At 65.2% G+C, this 20,442-nt stretch carries 24 protein-coding genes; 8 read left to right on the top strand and 16 right to left on the bottom strand.

Annotated elements, in window-relative coordinates; all coding sequences use genetic code 11:
• Positions 1–28 precede the first annotated feature (28 nt).
• Positions 29–679 (top strand): DapH/DapD/GlmU-related protein, encoded by a 651-nt coding sequence (locus tag ACM42_RS10695; RefSeq protein WP_271527881.1) that lies wholly within the window; start codon positions 29–31, stop codon positions 677–679.
• Positions 680–752: 73 nt separating this feature from the next.
• On the opposite strand, the gene ACM42_RS10690 is transcribed toward ACM42_RS10695, so the two are convergent.
• Together ACM42_RS10690 and ACM42_RS10685 are read right to left on the bottom strand one after the other, a co-directional pair.
• Positions 753–1,139 (bottom strand): hypothetical protein, encoded by a 387-nt coding sequence (locus ACM42_RS10690; protein ID WP_271527903.1) that lies wholly within the window; start codon positions 1,137–1,139, stop codon positions 753–755.
• A 156-nt stretch (positions 1,140–1,295) separates the two neighbouring features.
• A complete protein-coding gene (locus tag ACM42_RS10685; RefSeq protein WP_271527880.1) occupies positions 1,296–2,084 on the bottom strand; it encodes a hypothetical protein in 789 nt (262 codons plus the stop codon).
• 116 nt (positions 2,085–2,200) lie between these two features.
• On the opposite strand from ACM42_RS10685, the gene ACM42_RS10680 reads away from it, so the two are divergent.
• The gene (locus ACM42_RS10680) at positions 2,201–3,235 is read left to right on the top strand and encodes an aspartate-semialdehyde dehydrogenase (RefSeq protein ID WP_271527879.1); all 1,035 of its coding nucleotides are present in this window, start codon (positions 2,201–2,203) and stop codon (positions 3,233–3,235) included.
• A gap of 62 nt (positions 3,236–3,297) precedes the next feature.
• On the opposite strand, the gene ACM42_RS10675 is transcribed toward ACM42_RS10680, so the two are convergent.
• The gene (locus ACM42_RS10675; RefSeq protein WP_271527878.1) at positions 3,298–3,936 is read right to left on the bottom strand and encodes a carbonic anhydrase; all 639 of its coding nucleotides are present in this window, start codon (positions 3,934–3,936) and stop codon (positions 3,298–3,300) included.
• A 103-nt stretch (positions 3,937–4,039) separates the two neighbouring features.
• Here ACM42_RS10675 and ACM42_RS10670 point away from each other — a divergent pair, with 103 nt between their 5' ends.
• The 3 genes from ACM42_RS10670 to ACM42_RS10660 all read left to right on the top strand — a co-directional run bounded on the left by ACM42_RS10670 (position 4,040) and on the right by ACM42_RS10660 (position 7,465).
• Complete coding sequence (locus ACM42_RS10670; protein WP_271527877.1) at positions 4,040–4,921, top strand: HpcH/HpaI aldolase/citrate lyase family protein; 882 nt, start codon at positions 4,040–4,042, stop codon at positions 4,919–4,921.
• A gap of 3 nt (positions 4,922–4,924) precedes the next feature.
• Positions 4,925–5,584, top strand: coding sequence for an HAD hydrolase-like protein (locus ACM42_RS10665; RefSeq protein ID WP_271527876.1), 660 nt, complete (start codon positions 4,925–4,927; stop codon positions 5,582–5,584).
• 399 nt (positions 5,585–5,983) lie between these two features.
• Positions 5,984–7,465, top strand: a complete 1,482-nt coding sequence (locus ACM42_RS10660) for a tetratricopeptide repeat protein (protein ID WP_271527875.1) — start codon at positions 5,984–5,986, stop codon at positions 7,463–7,465.
• An 18-nt stretch (positions 7,466–7,483) separates the two neighbouring features.
• On the opposite strand, the gene ACM42_RS10655 is transcribed toward ACM42_RS10660, so the two are convergent.
• The 4 genes from ACM42_RS10655 to ACM42_RS10640 form a co-directional block, all read right to left on the bottom strand.
• Positions 7,484–7,903, bottom strand: a complete 420-nt coding sequence (locus ACM42_RS10655) for a DUF6455 family protein (RefSeq protein WP_271527874.1) — start codon at positions 7,901–7,903, stop codon at positions 7,484–7,486.
• Between the two features lie 242 nt (positions 7,904–8,145).
• Positions 8,146–8,931 carry a hypothetical protein gene (locus ACM42_RS10650; protein WP_271527873.1) on the bottom strand — a complete coding sequence of 262 codons (786 nt, stop codon included), beginning with the start codon at positions 8,929–8,931 and terminating at the stop codon, positions 8,146–8,148.
• Positions 8,932–9,014: 83 nt separating this feature from the next.
• Positions 9,015–9,620, bottom strand: coding sequence for a 3-isopropylmalate dehydratase small subunit (gene leuD, locus ACM42_RS10645; RefSeq protein WP_028181050.1), 606 nt, complete (start codon positions 9,618–9,620; stop codon positions 9,015–9,017).
• Between the two features lie 288 nt (positions 9,621–9,908).
• On the bottom strand, positions 9,909–10,307 hold the full coding sequence (locus ACM42_RS10640) for a metallopeptidase family protein (RefSeq protein ID WP_271527872.1): 399 nt from the start codon (positions 10,305–10,307) through the stop codon (positions 9,909–9,911).
• A gap of 251 nt (positions 10,308–10,558) precedes the next feature.
• Here ACM42_RS10640 and ACM42_RS10635 point away from each other — a divergent pair, with 251 nt between their 5' ends.
• A complete protein-coding gene (locus tag ACM42_RS10635; RefSeq protein WP_271527902.1) occupies positions 10,559–10,840 on the top strand; it encodes a hypothetical protein in 282 nt (93 codons plus the stop codon).
• Positions 10,841–11,157: 317 nt separating this feature from the next.
• Here ACM42_RS10635 and ACM42_RS10625 read toward each other — a convergent pair whose 3' ends face one another.
• Positions 11,158–11,454 (bottom strand): DUF1330 domain-containing protein, encoded by a 297-nt coding sequence (locus ACM42_RS10625; RefSeq protein WP_271527870.1) that lies wholly within the window; start codon positions 11,452–11,454, stop codon positions 11,158–11,160.
• A 177-nt stretch (positions 11,455–11,631) separates the two neighbouring features.
• Here ACM42_RS10625 and ACM42_RS10620 point away from each other — a divergent pair, with 177 nt between their 5' ends.
• Complete coding sequence (locus tag ACM42_RS10620; protein ID WP_271527869.1) at positions 11,632–12,192, top strand: hypothetical protein; 561 nt, start codon at positions 11,632–11,634, stop codon at positions 12,190–12,192.
• Positions 12,193–12,316: 124 nt separating this feature from the next.
• Here ACM42_RS10620 and ACM42_RS10615 read toward each other — a convergent pair whose 3' ends face one another.
• From ACM42_RS10615 to ffh, 7 genes are all read right to left on the bottom strand, one after another.
• Positions 12,317–12,526, bottom strand: a complete 210-nt coding sequence (locus ACM42_RS10615; RefSeq protein ID WP_271527868.1) for a hypothetical protein — start codon at positions 12,524–12,526, stop codon at positions 12,317–12,319.
• A gap of 93 nt (positions 12,527–12,619) precedes the next feature.
• Positions 12,620–14,026 (bottom strand): 3-isopropylmalate dehydratase large subunit, encoded by a 1,407-nt coding sequence (leuC, locus tag ACM42_RS10610; protein ID WP_271527867.1) that lies wholly within the window; start codon positions 14,024–14,026, stop codon positions 12,620–12,622.
• A 325-nt stretch (positions 14,027–14,351) separates the two neighbouring features.
• A complete protein-coding gene (gene rplS / locus ACM42_RS10605; RefSeq protein WP_011083318.1) occupies positions 14,352–14,732 on the bottom strand; it encodes a 50S ribosomal protein L19 in 381 nt (126 codons plus the stop codon).
• 110 nt (positions 14,733–14,842) lie between these two features.
• On the bottom strand, positions 14,843–15,598 hold the full coding sequence (gene trmD / locus ACM42_RS10600; protein WP_271527866.1) for a tRNA (guanosine(37)-N1)-methyltransferase TrmD: 756 nt from the start codon (positions 15,596–15,598) through the stop codon (positions 14,843–14,845).
• A 34-nt stretch (positions 15,599–15,632) separates the two neighbouring features.
• The gene (gene rimM / locus ACM42_RS10595) at positions 15,633–16,193 is read right to left on the bottom strand and encodes a ribosome maturation factor RimM (protein WP_271527865.1); all 561 of its coding nucleotides are present in this window, start codon (positions 16,191–16,193) and stop codon (positions 15,633–15,635) included.
• 9 nt (positions 16,194–16,202) lie between these two features.
• A complete protein-coding gene (gene rpsP, locus ACM42_RS10590; RefSeq protein WP_028181059.1) occupies positions 16,203–16,535 on the bottom strand; it encodes a 30S ribosomal protein S16 in 333 nt (110 codons plus the stop codon).
• 85 nt (positions 16,536–16,620) lie between these two features.
• The gene (gene ffh, locus ACM42_RS10585) at positions 16,621–18,168 is read right to left on the bottom strand and encodes a signal recognition particle protein (protein ID WP_271527864.1); all 1,548 of its coding nucleotides are present in this window, start codon (positions 18,166–18,168) and stop codon (positions 16,621–16,623) included.
• Between the two features lie 388 nt (positions 18,169–18,556).
• Here ffh and ACM42_RS10580 point away from each other — a divergent pair, with 388 nt between their 5' ends.
• Positions 18,557–19,537, top strand: a complete 981-nt coding sequence (locus ACM42_RS10580; protein ID WP_271527863.1) for an MBL fold metallo-hydrolase — start codon at positions 18,557–18,559, stop codon at positions 19,535–19,537.
• Between the two features lie 197 nt (positions 19,538–19,734).
• On the opposite strand, the gene ACM42_RS10575 is transcribed toward ACM42_RS10580, so the two are convergent.
• Entirely contained in the window at positions 19,735–20,439 is a 705-nt protein-coding gene (locus tag ACM42_RS10575; protein WP_271527862.1) for an SIMPL domain-containing protein, read from the bottom strand.
• Positions 20,440–20,442: the final 3 nt, after the last annotated feature.

Raw genomic sequence — 20,442 nt, 5'->3', positions numbered from 1 at the left:
TACGGCACCTGCTCTCGGAGCCTGCCTCATGGATGCCTCTTCCCGACCCAAGATCGCGGAAACCATCGTCCATGAAACGGTGCGCCTGCGCGAGGCGCAGATCGGGCGCCGTTGCGAGGTGCTCGCCAACACGCGCATCGAATATGCCTCGCTCGGCGACTACTCCTATCTGGGCGAGAATTGCGACGTCGCCGACGCGGTGATCGGCAAGTTCACGGCCATCGCCAACTCGGTGCGGATCGGCGCGCCCAATCATCCGATGGGCCGCCCATCCCAGCATCGCTTCACCTATTGCCCGGAATATTACGATGCGAGCGCGACGCGTGACCGCGACTTCTTCGCGGAGCGCCGCGGCGACCGCGTCGTCGTCGGCAATGACGTCTGGATCGGGCACGCCGCCATCCTGCTGCCGGGCGTGAGCGTCGGCGACGGCGCGGTGATTGCTGCAGGCGCCGTCGTCAGCCGCGATGTCGAGCCCTACACCATCGTCGGCGGCGTTCCCGCGCGTCCCATCCGTAGGCGCTTTGCCGAGTCCGTCGCGGCAAGCCTGCGCCGGATCGCCTGGTGGGATTGGCCGGATGCGCTCATCTTCGAGCGCCTCGGCGATTTCCGCTCCGAGGCGATCGAAGAATTCTGCGGGCGTTACGATCCGGCATTTGCTTCGGCCGCGGAATCGTAGGGCGGCATCGCGAACCAAACAAAAACGGCCGGGCTTGAGCCCGGCCATTTTGATTCGGGTAGCCTGCGTCCGCTCAGTACAGCGGGAAGTTCTGCGGATAACCGCCGACATCGGCTGGCGGCGAGAGCGGCTGCCGGTCGATCGGGCGATTCAGGTTCTCGCGGGCGAAGGACGGATAGCCAACGGCCGGCGGGAAGGCGTAATCGGTGAACTTGCGGTCGCCCGGATTGACCTCGGTGCCGCCGTCCAGCCAGGAGCGCTTGCTCACATAGATGCGGGTGCGGCCCTGCTGATAGACCGCGTTGGGGCCGCTCGGGCCGTAATAGGGGCGGCCGCGCTCGTCATAGTAGCGCTTGGTCTTGGTGTCGGCCGAGGCCGGAGTCGCGAACGCGATGGCAATTGCGGCGCCCGCCGCAAGCAATGTCGCCAGTTTGTTCGCGGCAGAAAATTTCGAGCTCATCACGTCCCCTTCGGGCGGCACGCCGCCAGTCGATTTCATCGCATACTAGCCCGGCGGGGGTGACCGCAACTAGGTCAATTGGGTCACACCAGCGGGGAATAATCGTGCGCACCGGCAAAAGTTGCATGCAAACCAGCCACTTGAGCTTGATGCCGATCAAAGCGCTCCGCGCAATTGCGCGTTCGCGGCGCCGAGCAGCCAGTCCGCCGAGCCCGCGGGGTCGCAGCCGCGGCGCTTCAGCTCCGCATGGGCGAACAATTCCGCCAGCCTGGGCTCGTTGCCCGAGGCCAACAGCGTCAGCCGGTTCAGCGTGCAGGCGATCGCCGCGCGCCGGGCGGGCAGGCTGTCGCCCTGGCAGGAGAAGCCGGAGATCTGGAGCGCCGGCTCCTCACTGCGCTTGAGGTAACCGAGGCAAGCGCCCTCCATTGTGCCGGTTGGCCGGAACAGGGCGACGGGGCCGAATTTGCTGTCGATCAGGCCGGCCTGCTCGAGCGCGATGGCCGTGCCCAAGCCCATCTGGGCGGCGAGATCGGCGGTCGCCGGACGTGTCACGTCGAATTCGGCGCCTTCGCGGTAGATTTCGAGCTCAGCCACGGGCCTGCCCGCGTCATCGGTCCAGCGCAGCACGTCCCTGCGGCCGCCTTCGGGGTGCCTCAGGATGGTATAAGACGCTGTTTTGTCGGAGGAATCGCGTCGGCTGACGGCGAAGGCCGGGTGCGAACGGTCCGCCACGCTCCAGCCCGGTCTCCCGGCCGGCTCGTCGTCGCGCAGATCGGGCAGCTGGCCCAGCGCCGCGAGGGCGAGGATGGCAAACAGGGCGAGCGTCCCCACATAGGCGGTCAGGCGCGCCAGCGTGCCGACGACCTCGTCGGCGAAGGCCAGCAGCGCCAGCTGGATGGCGGTCCGGGTAGGGCTAACGGCCGTGCTGGCCTCAGGCGACTGCATCCACGGCCTTCAGGCATGGTCCCACGTTGTCTTGAGGCCGGTTCTCGCATAGAAGCGCTGCTCTTCCTGTTTAAGCGTCAGCTTCAGGAACGGGCTTTTTCATCGGAGAGTGAACGATGGGTTACAAAGTCGCAGTCGTCGGCGCGACCGGCAATGTCGGACGGGAAATGCTCAACATCCTGGATGAGCGCAAATTCCCCGCGGACGAGGTCGTGGCACTGGCGTCGCGCCGCAGCGTCGGCGTCGAGGTCTCCTATGGCGACCGTACCCTGAAGGTCAAAGCGCTCGAGCATTACGACTTCTCCGACGTCGACATCTGCCTGATGTCGGCGGGCGGCGCGGTGTCGAAGGAATGGTCGCCGAAGATCGGCGCCGCCGGCACGGTCGTGATCGACAATTCCTCGGCCTGGCGCATGGATCCGGATGTGCCGCTGATCGTGCCGGAGGTGAACGCGGCTGCGACCGAAGGCTTCAAGAAGAAGAACATCATCGCCAACCCGAACTGCTCGACCGCGCAGCTCGTGGTCGCGCTCAAGCCGCTGCACGACAAGGCCACGATCAAGCGCGTCGTGGTCTCGACCTATCAATCGGTGTCGGGCGCCGGCAAGGACGCGATGGACGAGCTGTTCTCGCAGACCAAGGCCGTCTACACCAACAGCGAGATCGTCAATAAGAAGTTTCCCGCGCGCATCGCCTTCAACGTCATCCCCCAGATCGACGTCTTCATGGAGGACGGCTACACCAAGGAAGAGTGGAAGATGATGGCGGAGACCAAGAAGATTCTTGACCCCAAGATCAAGCTCTCCGCCACCTGCGTGCGCGTGCCGGTGTTCGTCGGCCATTCCGAGGCCGTCAACATCGAGTTCGAGAATCCGATCAGCGCGGACGAAGCGCGCGAGATCCTGCGCAAGGCGCCGGGCTGCCTCGTCATCGACAAGCAGGAGCCCGGCGGCTACGCCACGCCCTATGAGGCGGCTGGCGAGGACGCGACTTACATCAGCCGCATCCGCGAGGACGCGACGGTGGAGAACGGCCTCGTGCTGTGGTGCGTGTCGGACAACTTACGCAAGGGCGCTGCGCTCAACGCGATCCAGATCGCCGAAGTGCTGATCAACCGCAAGCTGATCACCGCGAAGAAGAAGGCGGCGTGAGAGGTGGCGAATAGGGAGTAGCGATTGGCGAATGGAGTTTCCCATTCGCTGCTCGCCATTCGCTATTCGCGCGCGTTCTTGAATTCCTTCGTCGCCTTGTCCAGTACGAACAGCGATCCCTCCGCGACGCCGAAATAGGCGCCATGCGTCTGCATCTGGCCGCTCTCCACCGCCTTGCGCACGAACGGGAAGGTCATCAGGTTTTCCAGGCTGCGGAACACGGCGGCCTTCTCGATGCGCTCGACGAACTGCGCCATGCTCTCGTGCTCGCGCTGCTCGACCACTTCGCCCGGCTTGATGAACATCTGCATCCATTTGCCGATGAAGTCGCCGGGCGTGAGCGGCTCGATCTTGTCGACGAAGGCGCGGATGCCGCCGCATTGCGCGTGGCCAAGCACCACGATGTGCTTCACCTTCAGCACCGTCACGGCATATTCCAGCGCCGCCGAGACGCCGTGGGCGGTGCCGTCGGGCTGATACACCGGCACGAGGTTGGCGATGTTGCGGACGACGAACAATTCGCCGGGGCCGACGTCGAAGATCACCTCCGGCGAGACGCGGCTGTCGCAGCAGCCGATCACCATCACTTCCGGCGACTGCCCCTTCACCGACAGCTCGCGATAGCGGGTCTGCTCGGTCGGCAGCCGCTGGGTGGCGAAGGCCTTGTAGCCTTCCAGCAAATGCTTCGGGAATGTCATCATACCTATGCCTAATCATAGACCGCTGGGGTGAACAAGCCTTTCGAATGGGCAGGCCAAGTGCTATCGGCTGATGTCAGAAGACAGACGAGGAAGGAACGCTTGCATGACCCGCCCGCGCCGCAGCCATCTGTTCATGCCCGGCTCCAACCCCCGCGCGCTGGAAAAGGCACGCAATCTCGCTGCCGACGGCCTGATCCTCGATCTGGAAGACTCGGTCGCCCCCGAGGCCAAGGCGGCGGCGCGTGACGGCATCGCCGCCGCGATCGCGGCCAGGGGTTTTGGCAAGCGCGAGATTTTGATCCGGACCAACGGCCTCGACAGCCCCTGGTGGGCGGATGACGTCGCGATGGCCGCCAAGGCATCGCCGGACGGCATCCTGGTTCCAAAAGTTTCAAGCGTCGAGGATCTCGACGCCATCGGCCGACGCCTCGCCGAGCTCGGTGCCGCGCCAACCGTGAAGGTCTGGGCCATGATCGAGACCGCGCGCGCGGTGCTGCACGCCGAGGAGCTGGCCGCCGCCGGACGCGATCCATCGAGCCGCCTCTCCGGCTTCGTGTTCGGCCCGAACGATATCTCGCGCGAGACCCGCATCAGGATGCTGCCGGGCCGCGCCGCGATGATCCCGATGATCACCCACTGCATCCTGGCGACGCGCGCCCACGGCCTCGAGATCCTCGACGGCCCCTATAGCGACATCGCCAATTCCGACGGCTTCGCCACCGAATGCGCGCAAGCCCGCGATCTCGGCTTCGACGGCAAGACGCTGATCCACCCCTCGCAGATCGACGCCTGCAACGCGATCTTCACGCCGCCCGAGGAGGAAGTCGCGCGCGCCCGAAAGATCATCGCTGCGTTCGAGCTGCCCGAGAACGCCTCGCGCGGCGCGATCCGTCTCGACGGCGCCATGGTAGAGCGCCTGCACGCCGACATGGCCCGGCGCACCATCGAGATCGCGGACGCGATCGCGGTGATGGGGAAGGGCTGAGGTGTGAACCCAGTTCGCTCTGTCCTCCTCGATCTCGACGGAACGCTGGTTGATTCCCGGCCGGGCATCGTCGCGAGCTGCTCAGCCGCGCTGCGCGTGCTCGGGCACGATCCCGGCAAGGCAAACGATATAGCAATCGGGCCGCCGCTCGAAGACATCTTGCAGACTCTGCTGCAAGCATACGGCGACGACCGGATCGACCAAGCCGTCGCCGCCTATCGTCAGCATTACGGCGAAACCGGCCTGCTCGGGAGTGAGCTCTATCCCGGAATCAGTGATGCGCTTGAGGAGATGCATCGCGCCGGATTGCGGATCTATCTCGCCACATCGAAGCGCGAAGTCTTCGCGCGACGAATTCTGGAGAACTTGAATTTGGCGCCGCACTTCGACGGCATCTATGGCTCGGCGCCCGGCGGCAAGCTGGATCATAAGCCGGAGCTGCTCGCCCACATCCTGTCCGAACAGAATATCTCGGCCCCTCACGGCCTCATGGCTGGCGATCGCCACCACGACATCTCCGGCGCTCACGCGGTCAAGATGCGCAGCCTTGGCGTGCTCTGGGGATATGGCAGTCGGGAGGAACTCCAATCGTCCGGCGCAGACCAATTGGTGGAGCGACCCGCTGATCTCTCGCGCGTGGTCCTATCGATGTCGAGCGGGTAGGCTCGGCCCCTGTCGACGCGGCTCTGCCCGCTGCTAGATGCGGGGTCGTGCAGTCCTCCGGCCGCAATGATCCGCTGCTCGCGCACCTAATGTCAGCGAGTACGTCACGTCGGCCGCCGCGGCGATCGAGGAGCAGGGCGCAGTGACGAACGAGATGTCGACCAGCATGCAACGCGTCGCGGCAGAAGCCGCAGCGATGGCGAGCCGCGCTTGATCAGACCGGTCACGTCCCCGCGCCCATCCCGCGGGTCGATCGGCCAAACCGATCGCACCGCAACGCCGCTGACCCTGTACGGCGGCATCCCTGTGATTTAGATCACACAGTCCAGCTCGTTGCTTCGGTAGATTTGCGTCGTTTGAATACCGCTTCCCGTCCCAATATCGCGAGTGGACGTTCTTATGCTTCGCAAATTATTCTGTGGCTTTGTAATCCTTATCCTCGCCGGCCCCGCGGCCGCTATTGACCGCGTCAAAGGCGACGCGAACCCGGCCATTGCCGCCGCCTCCGAGGCCATCCGGCGAGATCCCAAGGACGCGAATGCGTACTACAACCGGGGCAACGCTTACAGCATCAACGGCGACAATGACCGCGCCGTGGCCGACTACAGCGCGGCTATACGGCTCGATCCGGCGCATGCGAACGCCTACTACAACCGGGGCAACGCCTATAGCAACAAAGGCGACACCGACCGTGCGATAGCGGATTACACGGCGACGATCCGGATCGATCCCGCCTATGCCAACGCGTACTACAACCGAGGCAATGCCTACAGCAACAAGGGCAACATCGATCGGGCCATTGCCGATTATGCCGAAGCGATCCGCCTGCAGCCGACGAATGCAAACGCGTATTTCAACCGCGGCAACGCCTACGGCAACAAGGGTGACACCGATCGTGCCATCGCGGACTACACTGACGCGATACGCGTGGATCCCACCTATGCGAACGCCTATGTCAATCGCGGGCTGGCCTACGAGAGGCGCGGCGACTTCGCCAGGGCAAGAGCCGACTTCAACGCGACGCTCGGACTGACCCGGAGCGCCACAAGATGGGCTCTGGACAAGGCGCGTGAGCGGCTCTCCGCGCTGCCGCCGCCGCGGCCAGCTACGATCTTGGTCGAGAAAGCGGGCGTCCCTCCGGCTGTCATGGCGCCCGGAGTTGCGAACGGTGATCGCCGTATCGCCCTCGTCATCGGCAACTCGGCCTATGAAAACGTCGCCGCACTGCCGAACCCCGTCCGCGACGCAAGCCTCGTCGCTGATGTGCTGAGGCTCACCGGGTTCGAAGCAGTCACTCTGCTGACCGATCTCCGCAAGGATGCGTTGGTGAATGCCTTGCGCGAGTTCGCTGCACGTGCGGAAACGGCGGACTGGGCCGTCGTATACTATGCCGGACACGGCATGGAGGTCGGCGGAGTCAATTATCTCATTCCGACGGACGCGAGGATCGCGGCGGACCGCGAGATCGGATTCGAAGCGGTGCCGGTCGATCAGGTTCTCAATGCGGCGGAGCGCGCCAGGAAGCTGCGTCTCGTCATCCTCGATGCGTGCCGTGACAATCCATTCGCCGCCCAGATGAAACGCACGATGACGGTGGCGTCGCGTTCGGTGTCGCGAGGTCTCGCCCCGGTCGAGCCGGAGGCGGGCACGCTGGTGGTCTATGCCGCCAAGGACGGCGAGACCGCGCTCGACGGTGACGGGATCAACAGTCCGTTCGCGACCGCCTTCGTCAAGAATCTTCCGACGCCGGGCCTCGAAGTCCGCAGGCTGTTCGATTTCGTTCGCGACGACGTCATGGAGGCGACCGGCCGGAGGCAAAAGCCGTTCAGCTACGGCTCGATCTCCGGACGGCAGGATTTCTATTTCGTGGCTGGCAAGTGACTTCCGACGAGGTGCAACTCAGCGCGGCGCGAGGTCGGCGCGATCGAGCGACTCCAGCGTCGAGGCGTTGGCGCAATAGCCGTGATAGTTCTCCGCGGCGGTGCCGTCGGCGAGATCGCGGTCGCACTGTCCCTTGTGACCGCAGAGCGAGCAGGTCCGCTCCATGTCGCGCAGCAGCAGGGGCTGCGCCCGCCCGAGCCGCTCCGCGCTGATGCCGAGCTGCTCTAGCATCTTCGGGAGTTCGTCGGCGGCGTGCCGGCCGTGACGGACCAGCTCTTCGAGATCATCAGGCGCGATCCGGAGATCATTCGCGATCCGGTCGAAATCGGCGCGATCGAGCTGCCGCATCTCGTTCATCTCGCGGCGATGCTTCAGCCAGTTCGCAAAGGACTCGATGAGGTCCTGAACGATGGGATAGGGCTTGCTTGCGGTGCTCATGGAAAGCTCCATTCGGACGTCGGAATTGGAGCGAACTAAGCACAATGGTGCAGGGGCGCGTTGCGCTGGATCAAACTGGAAAGAAGCCACGGCTTCCGCTGCACCTCTCCCGCTTGCGGGAGAGGGCGACGCGAAACGTCGGGTGAGGGCTTTCTCCTGCTGGGGATTCTCCCATTGCGGAAACACCCTCTCCCCGACCCTCTCCCGCAAGCGGGAGAGGGAGCGCACGTCGTCCGCGGCAACTAGCCAAACCGCTCCGCTGCCCAGGCATACAGGCTGCCCGGAATCGGTTTTTCGCCGCCGCGGCCCTTGGGCGAGATGTGCAGGCCGATGATCTCGGGGCTGGTGACGAGGCCGAGATAGCTCGAGGGGTCGAAGAAAAGTTTCGGCTCGGCATGCACGGCATAGAACGACTGCTTCGGGAGTGCGTTCTGCAATTCACCGGTGCGGCGCGCGAGCGCGGTCAGCGCGGCAGGGCCGTAGATCGCGACGCGAATATCCGAGAGGCGGCTCGAGGCGCCGCGCAGGCGGCGCATGATGAATGTGATGCGGTGGCGCAGCGACAGCCAGTTCGGCGTCAGCTCCTCCTGCTCCATCAGCTCCTCGAACGCGCGCACGATGCCGTGCCCGGGTGGAAGATAGATCACGGAATTGCCGAGCTGGCGCCGCCGCTCCCAGGCGAAGTAGGGCTTTGCCGGATCGATCTCGATGGGCTTCAGGAGCAGCACGTCGGCATCGAGCCAGAGGCCGAGATTCTTCGCCATCAGCTTCATGCGGAAGAAGTCGCTGAACTGCAGCGTGGTCCAGTCGCGCCAGCTGCCGTCCGGCTGCGGCGGCCGCAGCCGTTCCGAGAAGGCGTGCGGCAGGATCGCCTCGGCCTCGGCATTCTCGACGCCAGCCGGAAGGCCGGGAATGGGATCAAAGCTGTAGACCGTGATCTTGTGGCCGGCAGCGAGCTGCGAGCGCAGACAGGTCTGGCGCAGCGCATCCATCGGGCCATGCCAGAAGGTGACGATCTCGGGGAGCATGAGGAAAAGCTATACGGGATAACCGGAGCAAAGAAAAAGCCCCGGCGCGGATGGCGCACCGGGGCTCGAACGAGAATCTGAAGTCAGGCCCAGGCGCGTTCGCGCTTGAGCTTCTCCTCGTAGCTGTCGATCGAGGCCTTCTTCTCCATGGTGAGACCGATGTCGTCGAGACCGTTGATCAGGCAGTGCTTGCGGAACGGATCGATCTCGAACTTGACCTTGCCGCCGTCGGGGCCGCGGATCTCCTGGTTCGGCAGGTCGATCGTCAGCGTCGCGTTGGCGCCGCGCTCGGCATCGTCGAACAGCTTGTCGAGGTCTTCCTGCGAGACGCGGATCGGCAGAATGCCGTTCTTGAAGCAGTTGTTGTAGAAGATGTCGCCGAACGAGGTCGAGATCACGCAGCGGATTCCGAAATCGAGCAGCGCCCAGGGCGCGTGCTCGCGGCTCGAGCCGCAGCCGAAATTGTCGCCGGCGACCAGAATCTTGGCGTTGCGATAGGCGGGCTGGTTGAGAACGAAGTCCGGGTTCTCGCTGCCGTCGTCCTTGTAGCGCTGCTCGGAGAAGAGCCCCTTGCCAAGGCCGGTGCGCTTGATGGTCTTGAGATACTGCTTCGGAATGATCATGTCGGTGTCGACATTGATGATCTTCAGCGGCGCCGCGACGCCTTCCAGCGAGGTGAACTTGTCCATGGTTGCGCTTTCCCGGATGGGTCTAGAGGAACGGGTATTTATCGCGATCGGGGCGGGAATCCTAGGCCGAATTCGGCGGGGCTGCCTTACCTCTCCCGCTTGCGATTGAGCCGGGGTTGGTGCGGCATCGGGACTTCACCTCTCCCGCTGCGCTTGCGGGAGAGGTCGCGCCGGAGGTGCGGGTGAGGGTTCTCTCCTCTGGGGGATTGTCCCGTTGCGGAAACACCCTCTCCCCAACCCTCCCCCGCAAGCGGGGGAGGGGGCGCACCGCCGCTGCGGCGACGCTTCCTACTCCGCCCGTGCCTCGATCGCCGCCATATCGTCGTCGGAGAGGCCGAAATGGTGGCCGATCTCGTGGATCAGGACGTGGCGGACGATATGGCCGAGGCTTTCGTCGTGCTCGGCCCAGTAGTCCAGGATCGGCCGGCGGTAGAGCCAGACCATGTTGGGCAGCCGCGCCACGTCGCCAAGACTCTGCTGGGGCAGGCCGACGCCCTGGAACAGGCCGAGCAGGTCGAACTCGCTCTCGCACCCCATCTCGTCCAGGACCTCCTCGGTCGGGAAGTCGTCGACGCGGACGATCACGCCCTCGCAGAGCTTGCGAAACGACGCCGGCAGGCGCTCGAATACCTCGTGAGCCATCGCTTCCATCTCGGCCAGCGAGGGCGCTTTCAATTCCGTCCACATGGGCTTCTTCTAGTGCGTTTTCGAGCGAAGTGGATACCGGTTTCGCGTGAAGAGGACGCGTCAAAATGGAATCCAGAGCCCTTTCCGATTCCCATCGGAACGGCTCCGGCGCGGGTTCCGCGGCGATGCATCTGGCTTTATAAGCGCGGCGAGGTTGACGGACGCCGCCAAAACGGGGAGCGTGGGGCCGTCATGGGACGTTTCAGGTGGGCGGAAAAATGCGAGCGAAAACAGCGCTGACTCTACTGTGCATGGGGTTGTTTTCGCAGTTTTGCGTCGGCGCGGAAGCCCAGACCGCCAGCCCCGGGATCCGCCTCGCCCAGGCGGTTCCGCCTGACGACATTCCCCCGCCGCGCAAGCGGCCCCCGGCGCGCTTGCGCGTCACGCCCTATTACAGCCCGGACGGTGTCTATCCCCGCTACAATCCGGGTCCCGACGCAGTCCGCGTGTGCAACGCCACCTATGTGCAGGAGTACCGGCCGAGCGGCACCGTGATCGTGCCGCGTGTGAGCTGCTACTGGCGCCGGGGCTGACCGGTTCAATGCCCGCGCCAGCGAACAGCGCGGTGGCCTCGTGGGGTCCGTGATGGCGAGATGGATCGCATTGGCCGTTGCCGTCGCGCTTGCCGCCGGCCTGCCTCGCGCGTCCGCTGCGCAAAGGGTGACCATACCGGAGGCCTCGGCGGGGATCGCGGTTTTCGATGTGCGACGACACGCGCGAACCCGTGACATGGTGCGGCCTGCGGCGCGCCGTGATCCACGCTATTACGCGCGGCCCGTCCACTACCGTCCTTATCCTTACGGCGTGCCCGCACCTTTCGTGTTCAGCTACGGGCCCTTCTGGTGATCCGCTAGCCGGGCGCAAATCCCCTGACCAGCAGCACGGTCGCCTGCGCGCCGGCTTTGCGATCACGCGAGATGTCCTCGTACTCGGGCGAGTTCGAGAAGGCGAGGAACGCGGCCTCGTCGGGAAACGACATCATGACAAGCTTGTCATGCGGCCATGTGCCTTCGAGCACGCGCGGATGTTCGTCGGCGGCGAGCAGCCGTCCGTTGTACTTCTTGAACACGTCGAAGAATCGCGCCTGATAGCGGTCATAGGCCGCGCGGTCCGTCATCTTCAATTGTGCAATGGCGTAGACAGTCATCTGCAAAATTCCTCCCGTCGCGGCACTGCGTCGCATCGCGGGACCCAGCGTCGTTCATTCATGGCGCGTTCACATCGCTCTCCTCAGTTTACCCGAGGGAGCGACCGTTATTGAACAGCAATGGTGCGGCCGAGACGTCGCGACGCAGCCCTGCTGTCCGGATTCAGGGAGGATTCCATGCTGAGAATGTTCGGCCTCGGGACGAGCCCGATGCGCTTGCTCGGGCTTGCGGCCGCCGCGACGCTGATGCTGTCGGCCGGCACCGCGCGTCGCGCTGAAGCTCTCACCTTGATCAATCCGGCGACGTCACCCGCAACGAAGGCTGCGGCCGACGATCTCGTCACGCAGGTTCGCCACGGTGGCGGGCATGGTGGACATGGCTTTCACGGCGGCGGTTTCCGCGGAGGCGGCTTCCATGGCGGCGGGCGACATATCGGCGGTTTCCACGGCGGCGGTTTCCGCGGCGGCCATATCGGCGGCTTCCGTGCCGCGCCGGCCTTTCGTCACGGCCATGTCGGCGGCTACCGCTATGGCGGCTTTCGGCATGGCGGCTACCACCGTCACTGGGGCCATCATCGCCCGCACTACGGTTATCGTCATTTCCACCGACGCTATTATGTGGGCGGATACTATCCCTACTACCACTACCCGCGCCGCTGCCGGATCGTCTGGACCTATTACGGCCCGCGCCGCGTCTGCCACTGGCCGCGCTGGCACTATCCGTACCGCTATTGGTGACGTGGGTGAATTGCTGGCTCTGCATTCGTCATGGCCGGGCTTGTCCCGGCCATCCACGTTCTTGGGGCTTGCGCAGAGAGTTCGTGGATGCCCGGGACGAGCCCGGGCATGACGGAGAGGCTGGTTAGAGCCAATCCTTCAGCTTCCAGGATGCAGACTTCCACCGCATCAAATTCTCGAGCTTCCACTGCCTGAACATCACCGGCGGCCAGCGGCTGAGCCTGGAGGTCTCCTCGACCTCCGGCTTGGTGACGACGCGCAAGGGCGTTGCGCGCCGGCGGTGCTGGCGCGTCGCCTCGCTGATCAGATCGACATATTCCGGCTTGTTGGCCATGAGGCGTGTCCTCGCGAACCGTCGCGGGGACGCAATGTGGGCGACGCGGATTAACGGCGGTTTGCCGCGATCGCTACAATTGCAGGAACTGGCTTACCGCCAGTCCCTGACATCGACGAAGTGCCCTGCGATCGCCGCAGCCGCCGCCATCGCCGGCGATACCAGATGCGTGCGGCCCTTGAAGCCCTGGCGGCCCTCGAAGTTGCGGTTCGAGGTCGAGGCGCAGCGCTCTTCCGGCTTCAGCTTGTCCGGGTTCATGGCAAGGCACATCGAGCAGCCCGGCTCGCGCCATTCGAAGCCGGCCTTGATGAAGATCTTGTCCAGACCCTCGGCTTCCGCCTGCTCCTTCACGATGCCGGAGCCCGGCACGACCATGGCGTTGACGTTCGCTGAAACGGTCTTGCCTTCAGCAATCTTCGCTGCCGCACGCAGATCCTCGATGCGGCCGTTGGTGCAGGAGCCGATGAAGACGCGATCGAGCTTGATGTCGGTGATCCTGGTCCCCGCGGTCAGGCCCATGTATTTCAGCGCGCGATGCTTGGAGATGCGCTTGGCCTCGTCCGCGATCTTGTCGGGATCGGGCACGATGCCGGTCACGGAGATGACGTCTTCAGGCGAGGTGCCCCAGGTCACGATCGGCGGCAGCTTTGCCGCATCGAGGCGCAGCTCGTGGTCGAAATGCGCGCCTTCGTCGGAGCGCAGTGTCTCCCAATAGCGCATCGCCGCATCCCAGGCCGCGCCCTTCGGCGCCTTCGGCCGGTCGCGCAGGAAGTCGTAGGCCTTCTGGTCGGGCGCCACCAGGCCGGCGCGCGCGCCGCCTTCGATCGACATGTTGCAGACCGTCATGCGGCCTTCCATCGAGAGCGCACGGATCGCCTCGCCGGCATATTCCAGCACGTAGCCGGTGCCGCCCGCGGTGCCGATCTCGCCGATGATGGCGAGGATGATGTCCTTGCCCGTCACGCCGTCAGGCAATTTGCCGTCGACGGTGACGCGCATGTTCTTCGCCTTCTTCTGGATCAGCGTCTGCGTCGCCAGCACGTGCTCGACCTCGCTCGTGCCGATGCCGTGCGCGAGCGCGCCGAACGCGCCATGCGTCGAGGTGTGGCTGTCACCGCAGACGATGGTGGTGCCGGGCAGCGTAAATCCCTGCTCGGGGCCGATGACGTGGACGATGCCCTGGCGCCTGTCGAACTCGTTGTAATATTCGACGCCGAATTCCTTGGCGTTCTCGGCCAGCGCCTTGATCTGCTCGATGCTCTCAGGGTCGGGATTCGGCTTGGTGCGGTCGGTGGTCGGAACGTTGTGGTCGACGACGGCGAGCGTCTTCTCGGGCGCATGCACCTTGCGACCCGTTGCGCGCAGGCCTTCGAACGCCTGCGGTGAGGTCACCTCGTGCACCAGGTGGCGGTCGATGTAGAGCAGGCAGGTGCCGTCCTCGGCTTCGTGCACCAGATGGTCGTTCCAGATCTTGTCGTACAATGTGGTCGGCTTGGACATGAGCTTGAGCTCCGGAGAATGTGTGTCAGCGATGAGCGCGGATGGCGCGCGGGCAACAAAATCGTCAGCGCAGCTTTTAGGCTGCGCGCGTAAGCTCTGACGTTGCCGAGGTCGCGAAGCGTCCGAAGAACCGGCCAGGCAGCCGCGAGCGATCGTCGATGACGATGCGTTTGACGGACGAGGGTCTGGTCAGATCTGGAAACATTCTAGAGATATATAGCAGTCCGAATTGGAAGCGCGAGAGCTTTGACGCGCACGGCTGACGCAACAAAAAAGCGCGGAGCCGAGCCCCGCGCTTCTGGAAACTTGCCTGGTGGGGCGAAGCTTACTCGCCGACGGCGGCCTGGCGGTCCTGCTTCTCGACGATGCGGGCCGACTTGCCGCGAAGGTTGCGGAGGTAATAGAGCTTGGCGCGACGCACCTTGCCGCGGCGCACCACCTTGATCGAGTCGATCATCGGCGACATCACCGGGAACACGCGCTCCACGCCTTCGCCGTAGGAGATCTTGCGGACGGTGAAGCTCTCGTTGAGGCCACCGCCGGAACGGCCGATGCAGACACCTTCATAGGCCTGCACGCGGGTGCGGTCGCCTTCGACGACCTTCACGTTGACGATCACGGTGTCGCCGGGGCCGAATTCCGGAATGTCCTTGCCGGCGGACAGCTTGTCGAATTGCTCTTGCTCGAGCTGCTTGATCAGGTTCATGGGTAAATCTCCATCGGCGCGCCCAGCCTTTTCAAACGGGGGCTGCGCGAAATTCGTCTATCCAGCCATTGCGGATGTGGCCGCTCCTATAAGGCAAGCCGGAGCGTTTGTCACCCGTCTGTCTTGCTTTTTGGCGTTTTTTGGCGCCCGGCCCGATTCGGGACGGGGGTCGGCACTTGCGCCCACAAATCCGGCCGCCGGGCCGCCGTCAGGGCCTCCGATTGCGCCCGCCGCCAGCTTGCGACCTTGGCATGGTCGCCCGAGGTCAGGATTTCCGGGATCGGGACCCCCTCGAACAGCTGCGGGCGGGTGTATTGGGGGTATTCGAGCAGCCCGTCCGAAAAGCTCTCTTCGGTTCCCGAGGCCTCCTTGCCCATCACCCCGGGCAGGAGCCGCACACAGGCGTCGATCAGGGCCAGGGCCGCGATCTCACCCCCGGACAGGACGTAGTCGCCGATCGAGACCTCCTCGAGGCCCCGTCCGTCGATCACCCGCTGGTCCACTCCCTCGAACCGCCCGCAGACGATCAGGGGGCCGGGGCCCCTGGCCAACTCCGTGACCCGGGCCTGGGTCAATGGCCGGCCGCGCGGGCTCATCAAGAGGCGCGGCCGCTCCGGGCCGATCTCCGCTGCATCGATGGCGGCGGCCAGAACATCCGCGCGCAGCACCATGCCCGGGCCGCCGCCGGCCGGGGTGTCGTCGACACTGCGGTGGCGGTCGGTGGCTGAGGCGCGGATGTCCCGCGCCTCGAGCTGCCAGAGCCCGCCTGCCAGCGCTCGGCCGGCCAGGCTCACGCCCAGCGGTCCCGGAAACATCTCCGGAAACAGCGTCAGCACCGTCGCGCGCCAGGGTGAGGGGTTGGTCATTGCAGTCAGCTTAGCCAAAAACCACAGCCTGTGGTTATGGGTCCCCACTTTCGCGGGGACGGCCTGGCGAGAGAGCCTCGTCGTCGCGCTCCTCGCCCTCGATTTCCTGCGGCAGCGCGATCACCACGCGCCCGCCGGCGAGATCGACTTCCGGCACCACCGCGTTGGAGAACGGCAGCAGCAGCGTCGGGCCCTTGGGCGGGGCGATCTCGATGATGTCGCCGGCGCCGAAATTCTGGATCGCGACGACGCGGCCGAGCGCCGCGCCGTCCGTGGTGACGGCAGCGAGCCCGATCAGATCGGTGTGATAATATTCGTCCGCGTCGGTCGCGGGCAGCTTGTCGCGCGGAACGTAGAGCTCGATGCCGTTGAGGCGCTCGGCTTCATCACGGGTCGTGACGCCCTTGAACGTCGCGACCAGATGATCTTTCGCCTCGCGCGCCGTTGCGACCTCGAACTGGCGCTTGCCGTCCTTGGACAGCAGCGGGCCGTAGTGCCTGATGGCGAAGGGATCTTCGGTGAAGGTCCACAATTTGACCGCACCGCGCACACCATGCGCGGCGCCGATCCGCGCGACGCAGACCAGCGCCGACATGATCTGGCCTTAGCCCTTCGCGGCGGCTTCGGCCTGCGCCTTGCGCTCCTTGCGCGGCACGGCCTTTTCGGGGTTGTTGCGCGCTTCGCGCTTCTTGACGCCGGCAGCGTCGAGGAAACGCGCCACGCGGTCCGACGGCTGCGCACCCTTGGCGACCCAGGCCTTCACCTTCTCCAGGTCGAGCTTGAGGCGCGCCTCGTTGTCCTTCGGCAGCAGCGGATTGAAATAGCCGAGACGCTCGATGAAGCGGCCGTCGCGCGGAAAGCGCGAGTCGGCAACGACGACGTGATAGACGGGACGCTTCTTGGTACCTGCGCGGGCGAGGCGGATGACGACGGACATTCAGTTCTCCTTCAAAGTACAGTTTGTTCGGTTGATTGGTATTCCGCGTTGCGCGGGACCGGTGCGGTCCCCCGCGACGAATTCCTCATTTCTTCTTGCCCGGAAATCCGCCGAGACCCGGCAGCGTGGGCTTGCCGCTCAGCCCGGTCAGTCCAGGAAGGTTGGGCAGACCTTGGCGAAGCCCAGCCGGCAAATCCTTCGGCAGGTTCGGCAGGCCCTGCCCGCCGCCGCCCTGCATCTTCTCCTGCAGCGCCTTCATCTCTTCCGGAGAGGGAGGCTTCATGCCGCCGCCAAAGCCCATGGCCTGCGCGATGCCGGCGAGTGGGCCGCGCTTGCCCGAGCCCATGGCCTTCATCACGTCGGCCATGTTCCGGTGCATCTTCAGGAGCTTATTCACCTGCTCGACGCTCTGGCCGCTGCCTGCGGCGATGCGCTTCTTGCGGCTCGCTTTCAAGAGGTCCGGATGACGGCGCTCGTCGCGCGTCATGGAATCGATGATCGCGACCTGGCGCTTCAGGATCTTGTCGTCGATGCCGGCCGCCGCGATCTGGTTCTTCATCTTGGAGATGCCGGGCATCATGCCCATCAGCCCGCTGATGCCGCCCATGTTCGTCATCTGCAGCAGCTGCTCGCGCATGTCGTTGAGGTCGAACTGGCCCTTGCGCATGCGCTCGGCCGTGCGCGCGGCCTTTTCGGCGTCGATGTTGGCGGCGGCGCGTTCGACCAGCGACACCACGTCGCCCATGCCGAGGATGCGGCCGGCGATACGATCAGGGTGGAAATCCTCCAGCGCGTCGGTCTTTTCACCGGTGCCGAGCAGCTTGATCGGCTTGCCGGTGACCGCGCGCATCGACAGCGCGGCGCCGCCGCGGCCGTCGCCGTCGACGCGGGTCAGCACGATGCCGGTGAGGCCGACGCGTTGGTCGAAGGCACGGGCGAGGTTCACGGCGTCCTGACCGGTGAGCGAGTCCGCCACCAGCAGCACTTCATGCGGGTTCGCCGCGGCTTTGATCGCGGCCGCCTCGGCCATCATCTCTTCGTCGAGCGTGGTGCGGCCGGCGGTGTCGAGCAGCACGACGTCGTAGCCGCCGAGCTTGCCGGCTTCCAGCGCGCGCTTCGCGATCTGCTGCGGCTGCTGGCCTGCGACGATCGGCAGGGTCGGAATGTCGAGATCGCGGCCGAGCACGGCGAGCTGCTCCATCGCCGCCGGGCGATAGACGTCGAGCGAGGCCATCAGCACCTTGCGCTTGTCGCGCTGGACCAGGCGGCGGGCGAGCTTTGCGGTGGTGGTGGTCTTACCGGAGCCTTGCAGACCGACCATCATGATCGGCACCGGCGGCACGGAATTGACGTCGATGGTCTGACCTTCGGCGCCGAGCGTGTTGATCAGCTCGTCATGGACGATCTTGACCACCATCTGGCCGGGTGTGACCGACTTGACCACGGTGGCGCCGATCGCCTGCTCGCGGACGCGCTCGGTGAAGCTGCGCACCACCTCCAGCGCGACGTCGGCTTCCAGCAGCGCGCGGCGCACCTCGCGCATCGCGGCGTCGACGTCCTTTTCGGTCAGCGCGCCGCGCCCCGTCAGACGATCGAGAATGCCGCCAAGCCGTTCCGACAGATTGTCGAACAATGCCGTTGTCCCTTGTCCTGCTCGCCGAAAAAAGCGATCTTCCAAACACCTTTGCGCCCGAGGGCGCACAGCGCTGTCGGGCGTTGACCTCTGGCCTCCAGGGCCAGTCGGCGGGTCGAAAAGAAAGCCTTTCCGAGAAAGTGGCGGGGTTAAACGCCGCTCCCGCCCAAAAGTCAAGGAAAGTTAGGGTGCCGGGGCGCCCTTGATAAGGCAAGATACTGAAAATGTGACCTTTTTGGCCACGGGTTCCTTTTCTGCCCGCCCGGCCCATATAGCCGGTGATGTCTTACCGCCCGACCATACTTACGAATCCGCCCGTCACCCGACTTTTGGGAGCTGCTCGCGGGCACCGGTGCTCTGGTCGGCGTCCTCGCTCTGGATCTTCCACATGAAAACCCATGACGGCCCCGCCTCCGACCATTTCGACGGCCTGCACTTCTTCGATCCGGACGGGGCGCCGCCGAAATCGCTTCGCGAGGTGCTGCGCTGGCAATTTGGCGGCGGACGGCAGCGCGCGAAATGGCCCGTGTGGGCGCCGAGCCCGCATGCCGACATCCCGCCGGAGCGCGTCGAGGGCGGCAGGGCGCGGCTCTCCTTCGTCGGCCACGCCAGCTGGCTGATCCAGGCCGGCGGCCTCAACATCCTGGTCGATCCGGTCTGGTCGATGCGGGTCGCGCCCGTCGCCTGGGCCGGGCCGAAGCGGCACAACGATCCCGGCATCGCCTTCGAGAAGCTGCCGAAGATCGATGTCGTGCTGGTCTCGCACGGGCACTACGATCATCTGGATATCGCGACGCTGTCGCGGCTCACCAAGAATTTCGCCCCGCGCGTCGTCACCCCGCTCGGCAATGACGTCACGATGCGCGGCGCCGATCCCACCATCAAGGTCGAGGCCTTCGACTGGCACGATCGCGTCGAACTCGGCGGCGGCATCGCCGTGCATCTGGTGCCGACCCGGCACTGGACCGCGCGCAGCCTGTTCGATCGCAACAAGGCGCTGTGGGCGAGCTTCGTGCTGGAGACGCCGGCCGGCAGGATCTACGTCGTCTGCGATTCCGGCTATGGTGACGGCAGGCACTTCCGCCGCGTCGCCGATAGGCACGGGGCACTGCGCCTCGCGATCCTCCCGATCGGCGCCTACGAGCCGCGCTGGTTCATGCGCGACCAGCACATGAACCCGGAAGATGCCGTGAAGGCGCTGCTCGACTGCGGCGCCGAGCAAGCGCTCGGGCACCATCACGGCACGTTCCAGCTGACGGATGAAGCGATCGACGCGCCGGCGAAAGCCTTGGTGGAAGCGCTCGATGCCGCGAAGATTCCGCAGGAAAGATTCGTGGCGATGAAGCCTGGGCAGGTGGTGGAGATTTAGGCTCGCTGCCTCCACGCATACAGCTCGTCGTCCCGGGGCGCGACGAAGTCGTGAGCCCGGGACCCATAGCCACGGGCAGATGTTTGGCGAAGGCTCGGAGTTACCTGTGTCGCGTCATAACCACTCCTCGTGGTTATGGGTCCCCGCTTTCGCGAGGACGACACTGTTGTTGAAGCGGCAGTGTGCCCTCTTGCGGCTCACTGCCCCGGCTTGATCGCCCAGCTCACATTCACCGTTACCGACAGCGTTTCCTCGCCCGGCGCCACCGCGGCCTGCGGTGCTGCGGCCATTGGCGCTGCCATGCGGCCCTTGAAAAGCGGCACCGGGCCGCCGCCCTCGGTGACGCTGAGCGGCGCGCCCAGCGTCACGCCGGTGGCCTTGGCATAGACCTCCGCCTTGCGTCGCGCATCGGCGATCGCCTGCTCGCGCGCATCGTCGAGCAGCTTCGACGCCTGGGTTACCTCGAAGGAGATGTTGCCGATGTCGTTGGCGCCGGCGCTGACCAGTGTGTCGATGACGCCGGCGACCTTGGTCACGTCGCGAATCTTCACGGTGACGCGGTTGCTCGCGCGGAAGCCGACCACGGGCGAGGCGCCGGTGGATTTGTTCTGGCCGTATTGCGGCTGCAGCGACAGGCGCGATGTCTGGTAGTCCTTCTCGGCGATCCCCGCGCCCTTCAGCGCCAGCAGCACCTTGCCCATCGCGGCATTGTTGGCGTCGGAAGCTTCCTTCGCCGTCTTGGCGTCGTTGGCGACGCCGGCATCGATCTGCGCGAGATCTGGGGCCGCGGAAATCGTGGCTTCGCCGCTCACCGAAATGGCGGACGGAAAATCGTCGGCGCGTGCGGGCGCCGTCAGCAGTGCGGTGGCGAATATGGCGGCGAGCAGGGCAGGTTTTTTCATCGG

The organism is Bradyrhizobium sp. CCBAU 25338, from assembly GCF_028128965.1.
GTDB lineage: Bacteria > Pseudomonadota > Alphaproteobacteria > Rhizobiales > Xanthobacteraceae > Bradyrhizobium > Bradyrhizobium liaoningense.
Note: the sequence above shows the minus strand (reverse complement) of the source record. Positions and strands in the feature narration are given on the sequence as shown.

Bases quoted from the DNA above. Each gene is read 5' to 3' on its own strand.
- ACM42_RS10695 (WP_271527881.1), top strand. From the start codon at position 29: ATGGATGCCTCTTCCCGACCCAAGATCGCGGAAACCATCGTCCATGAA.
- ACM42_RS10690 (WP_271527903.1), bottom strand. From the start codon at position 1,139: ATGAGCTCGAAATTTTCTGCCGCGAACAAACTGGCGACATTGCTTGCG.
- ACM42_RS10685 (WP_271527880.1), bottom strand. From the start codon at position 2,084: ATGCAGTCGCCTGAGGCCAGCACGGCCGTTAGCCCTACCCGGACCGCC.
- ACM42_RS10680 (WP_271527879.1), top strand. From the start codon at position 2,201: ATGGGTTACAAAGTCGCAGTCGTCGGCGCGACCGGCAATGTCGGACGG.
- ACM42_RS10675 (WP_271527878.1), bottom strand. From the start codon at position 3,936: ATGATGACATTCCCGAAGCATTTGCTGGAAGGCTACAAGGCCTTCGCC.
- ACM42_RS10670 (WP_271527877.1), top strand. From the start codon at position 4,040: ATGACCCGCCCGCGCCGCAGCCATCTGTTCATGCCCGGCTCCAACCCC.
- ACM42_RS10660 (WP_271527875.1), top strand. From the start codon at position 5,984: ATGCTTCGCAAATTATTCTGTGGCTTTGTAATCCTTATCCTCGCCGGC.
- ACM42_RS10655 (WP_271527874.1), bottom strand. From the start codon at position 7,903: ATGAGCACCGCAAGCAAGCCCTATCCCATCGTTCAGGACCTCATCGAG.
- ACM42_RS10650 (WP_271527873.1), bottom strand. From the start codon at position 8,931: ATGCTCCCCGAGATCGTCACCTTCTGGCATGGCCCGATGGATGCGCTG.
- leuD (WP_028181050.1), bottom strand. From the start codon at position 9,620: ATGGACAAGTTCACCTCGCTGGAAGGCGTCGCGGCGCCGCTGAAGATC.
- ACM42_RS10640 (WP_271527872.1), bottom strand. From the start codon at position 10,307: ATGTGGACGGAATTGAAAGCGCCCTCGCTGGCCGAGATGGAAGCGATG.
- ACM42_RS10635 (WP_271527902.1), top strand. From the start codon at position 10,559: ATGGGGTTGTTTTCGCAGTTTTGCGTCGGCGCGGAAGCCCAGACCGCC.
- ACM42_RS10625 (WP_271527870.1), bottom strand. From the start codon at position 11,454: ATGACTGTCTACGCCATTGCACAATTGAAGATGACGGACCGCGCGGCC.
- ACM42_RS10620 (WP_271527869.1), top strand. From the start codon at position 11,632: ATGCTGAGAATGTTCGGCCTCGGGACGAGCCCGATGCGCTTGCTCGGG.
- ACM42_RS10615 (WP_271527868.1), bottom strand. From the start codon at position 12,526: ATGGCCAACAAGCCGGAATATGTCGATCTGATCAGCGAGGCGACGCGC.
- leuC (WP_271527867.1), bottom strand. From the start codon at position 14,026: ATGTCCAAGCCGACCACATTGTACGACAAGATCTGGAACGACCATCTG.
- rplS (WP_011083318.1), bottom strand. From the start codon at position 14,732: ATGAACCTGATCAAGCAGCTCGAGCAAGAGCAATTCGACAAGCTGTCC.
- trmD (WP_271527866.1), bottom strand. From the start codon at position 15,598: ATGACCAACCCCTCACCCTGGCGCGCGACGGTGCTGACGCTGTTTCCG.
- rimM (WP_271527865.1), bottom strand. From the start codon at position 16,193: ATGTCGGCGCTGGTCTGCGTCGCGCGGATCGGCGCCGCGCATGGTGTG.
- rpsP (WP_028181059.1), bottom strand. From the start codon at position 16,535: ATGTCCGTCGTCATCCGCCTCGCCCGCGCAGGTACCAAGAAGCGTCCC.
- ACM42_RS10580 (WP_271527863.1), top strand. From the start codon at position 18,557: ATGAAAACCCATGACGGCCCCGCCTCCGACCATTTCGACGGCCTGCAC.
- ACM42_RS10575 (WP_271527862.1), bottom strand. From the start codon at position 20,439: ATGAAAAAACCTGCCCTGCTCGCCGCCATATTCGCCACCGCACTGCTG.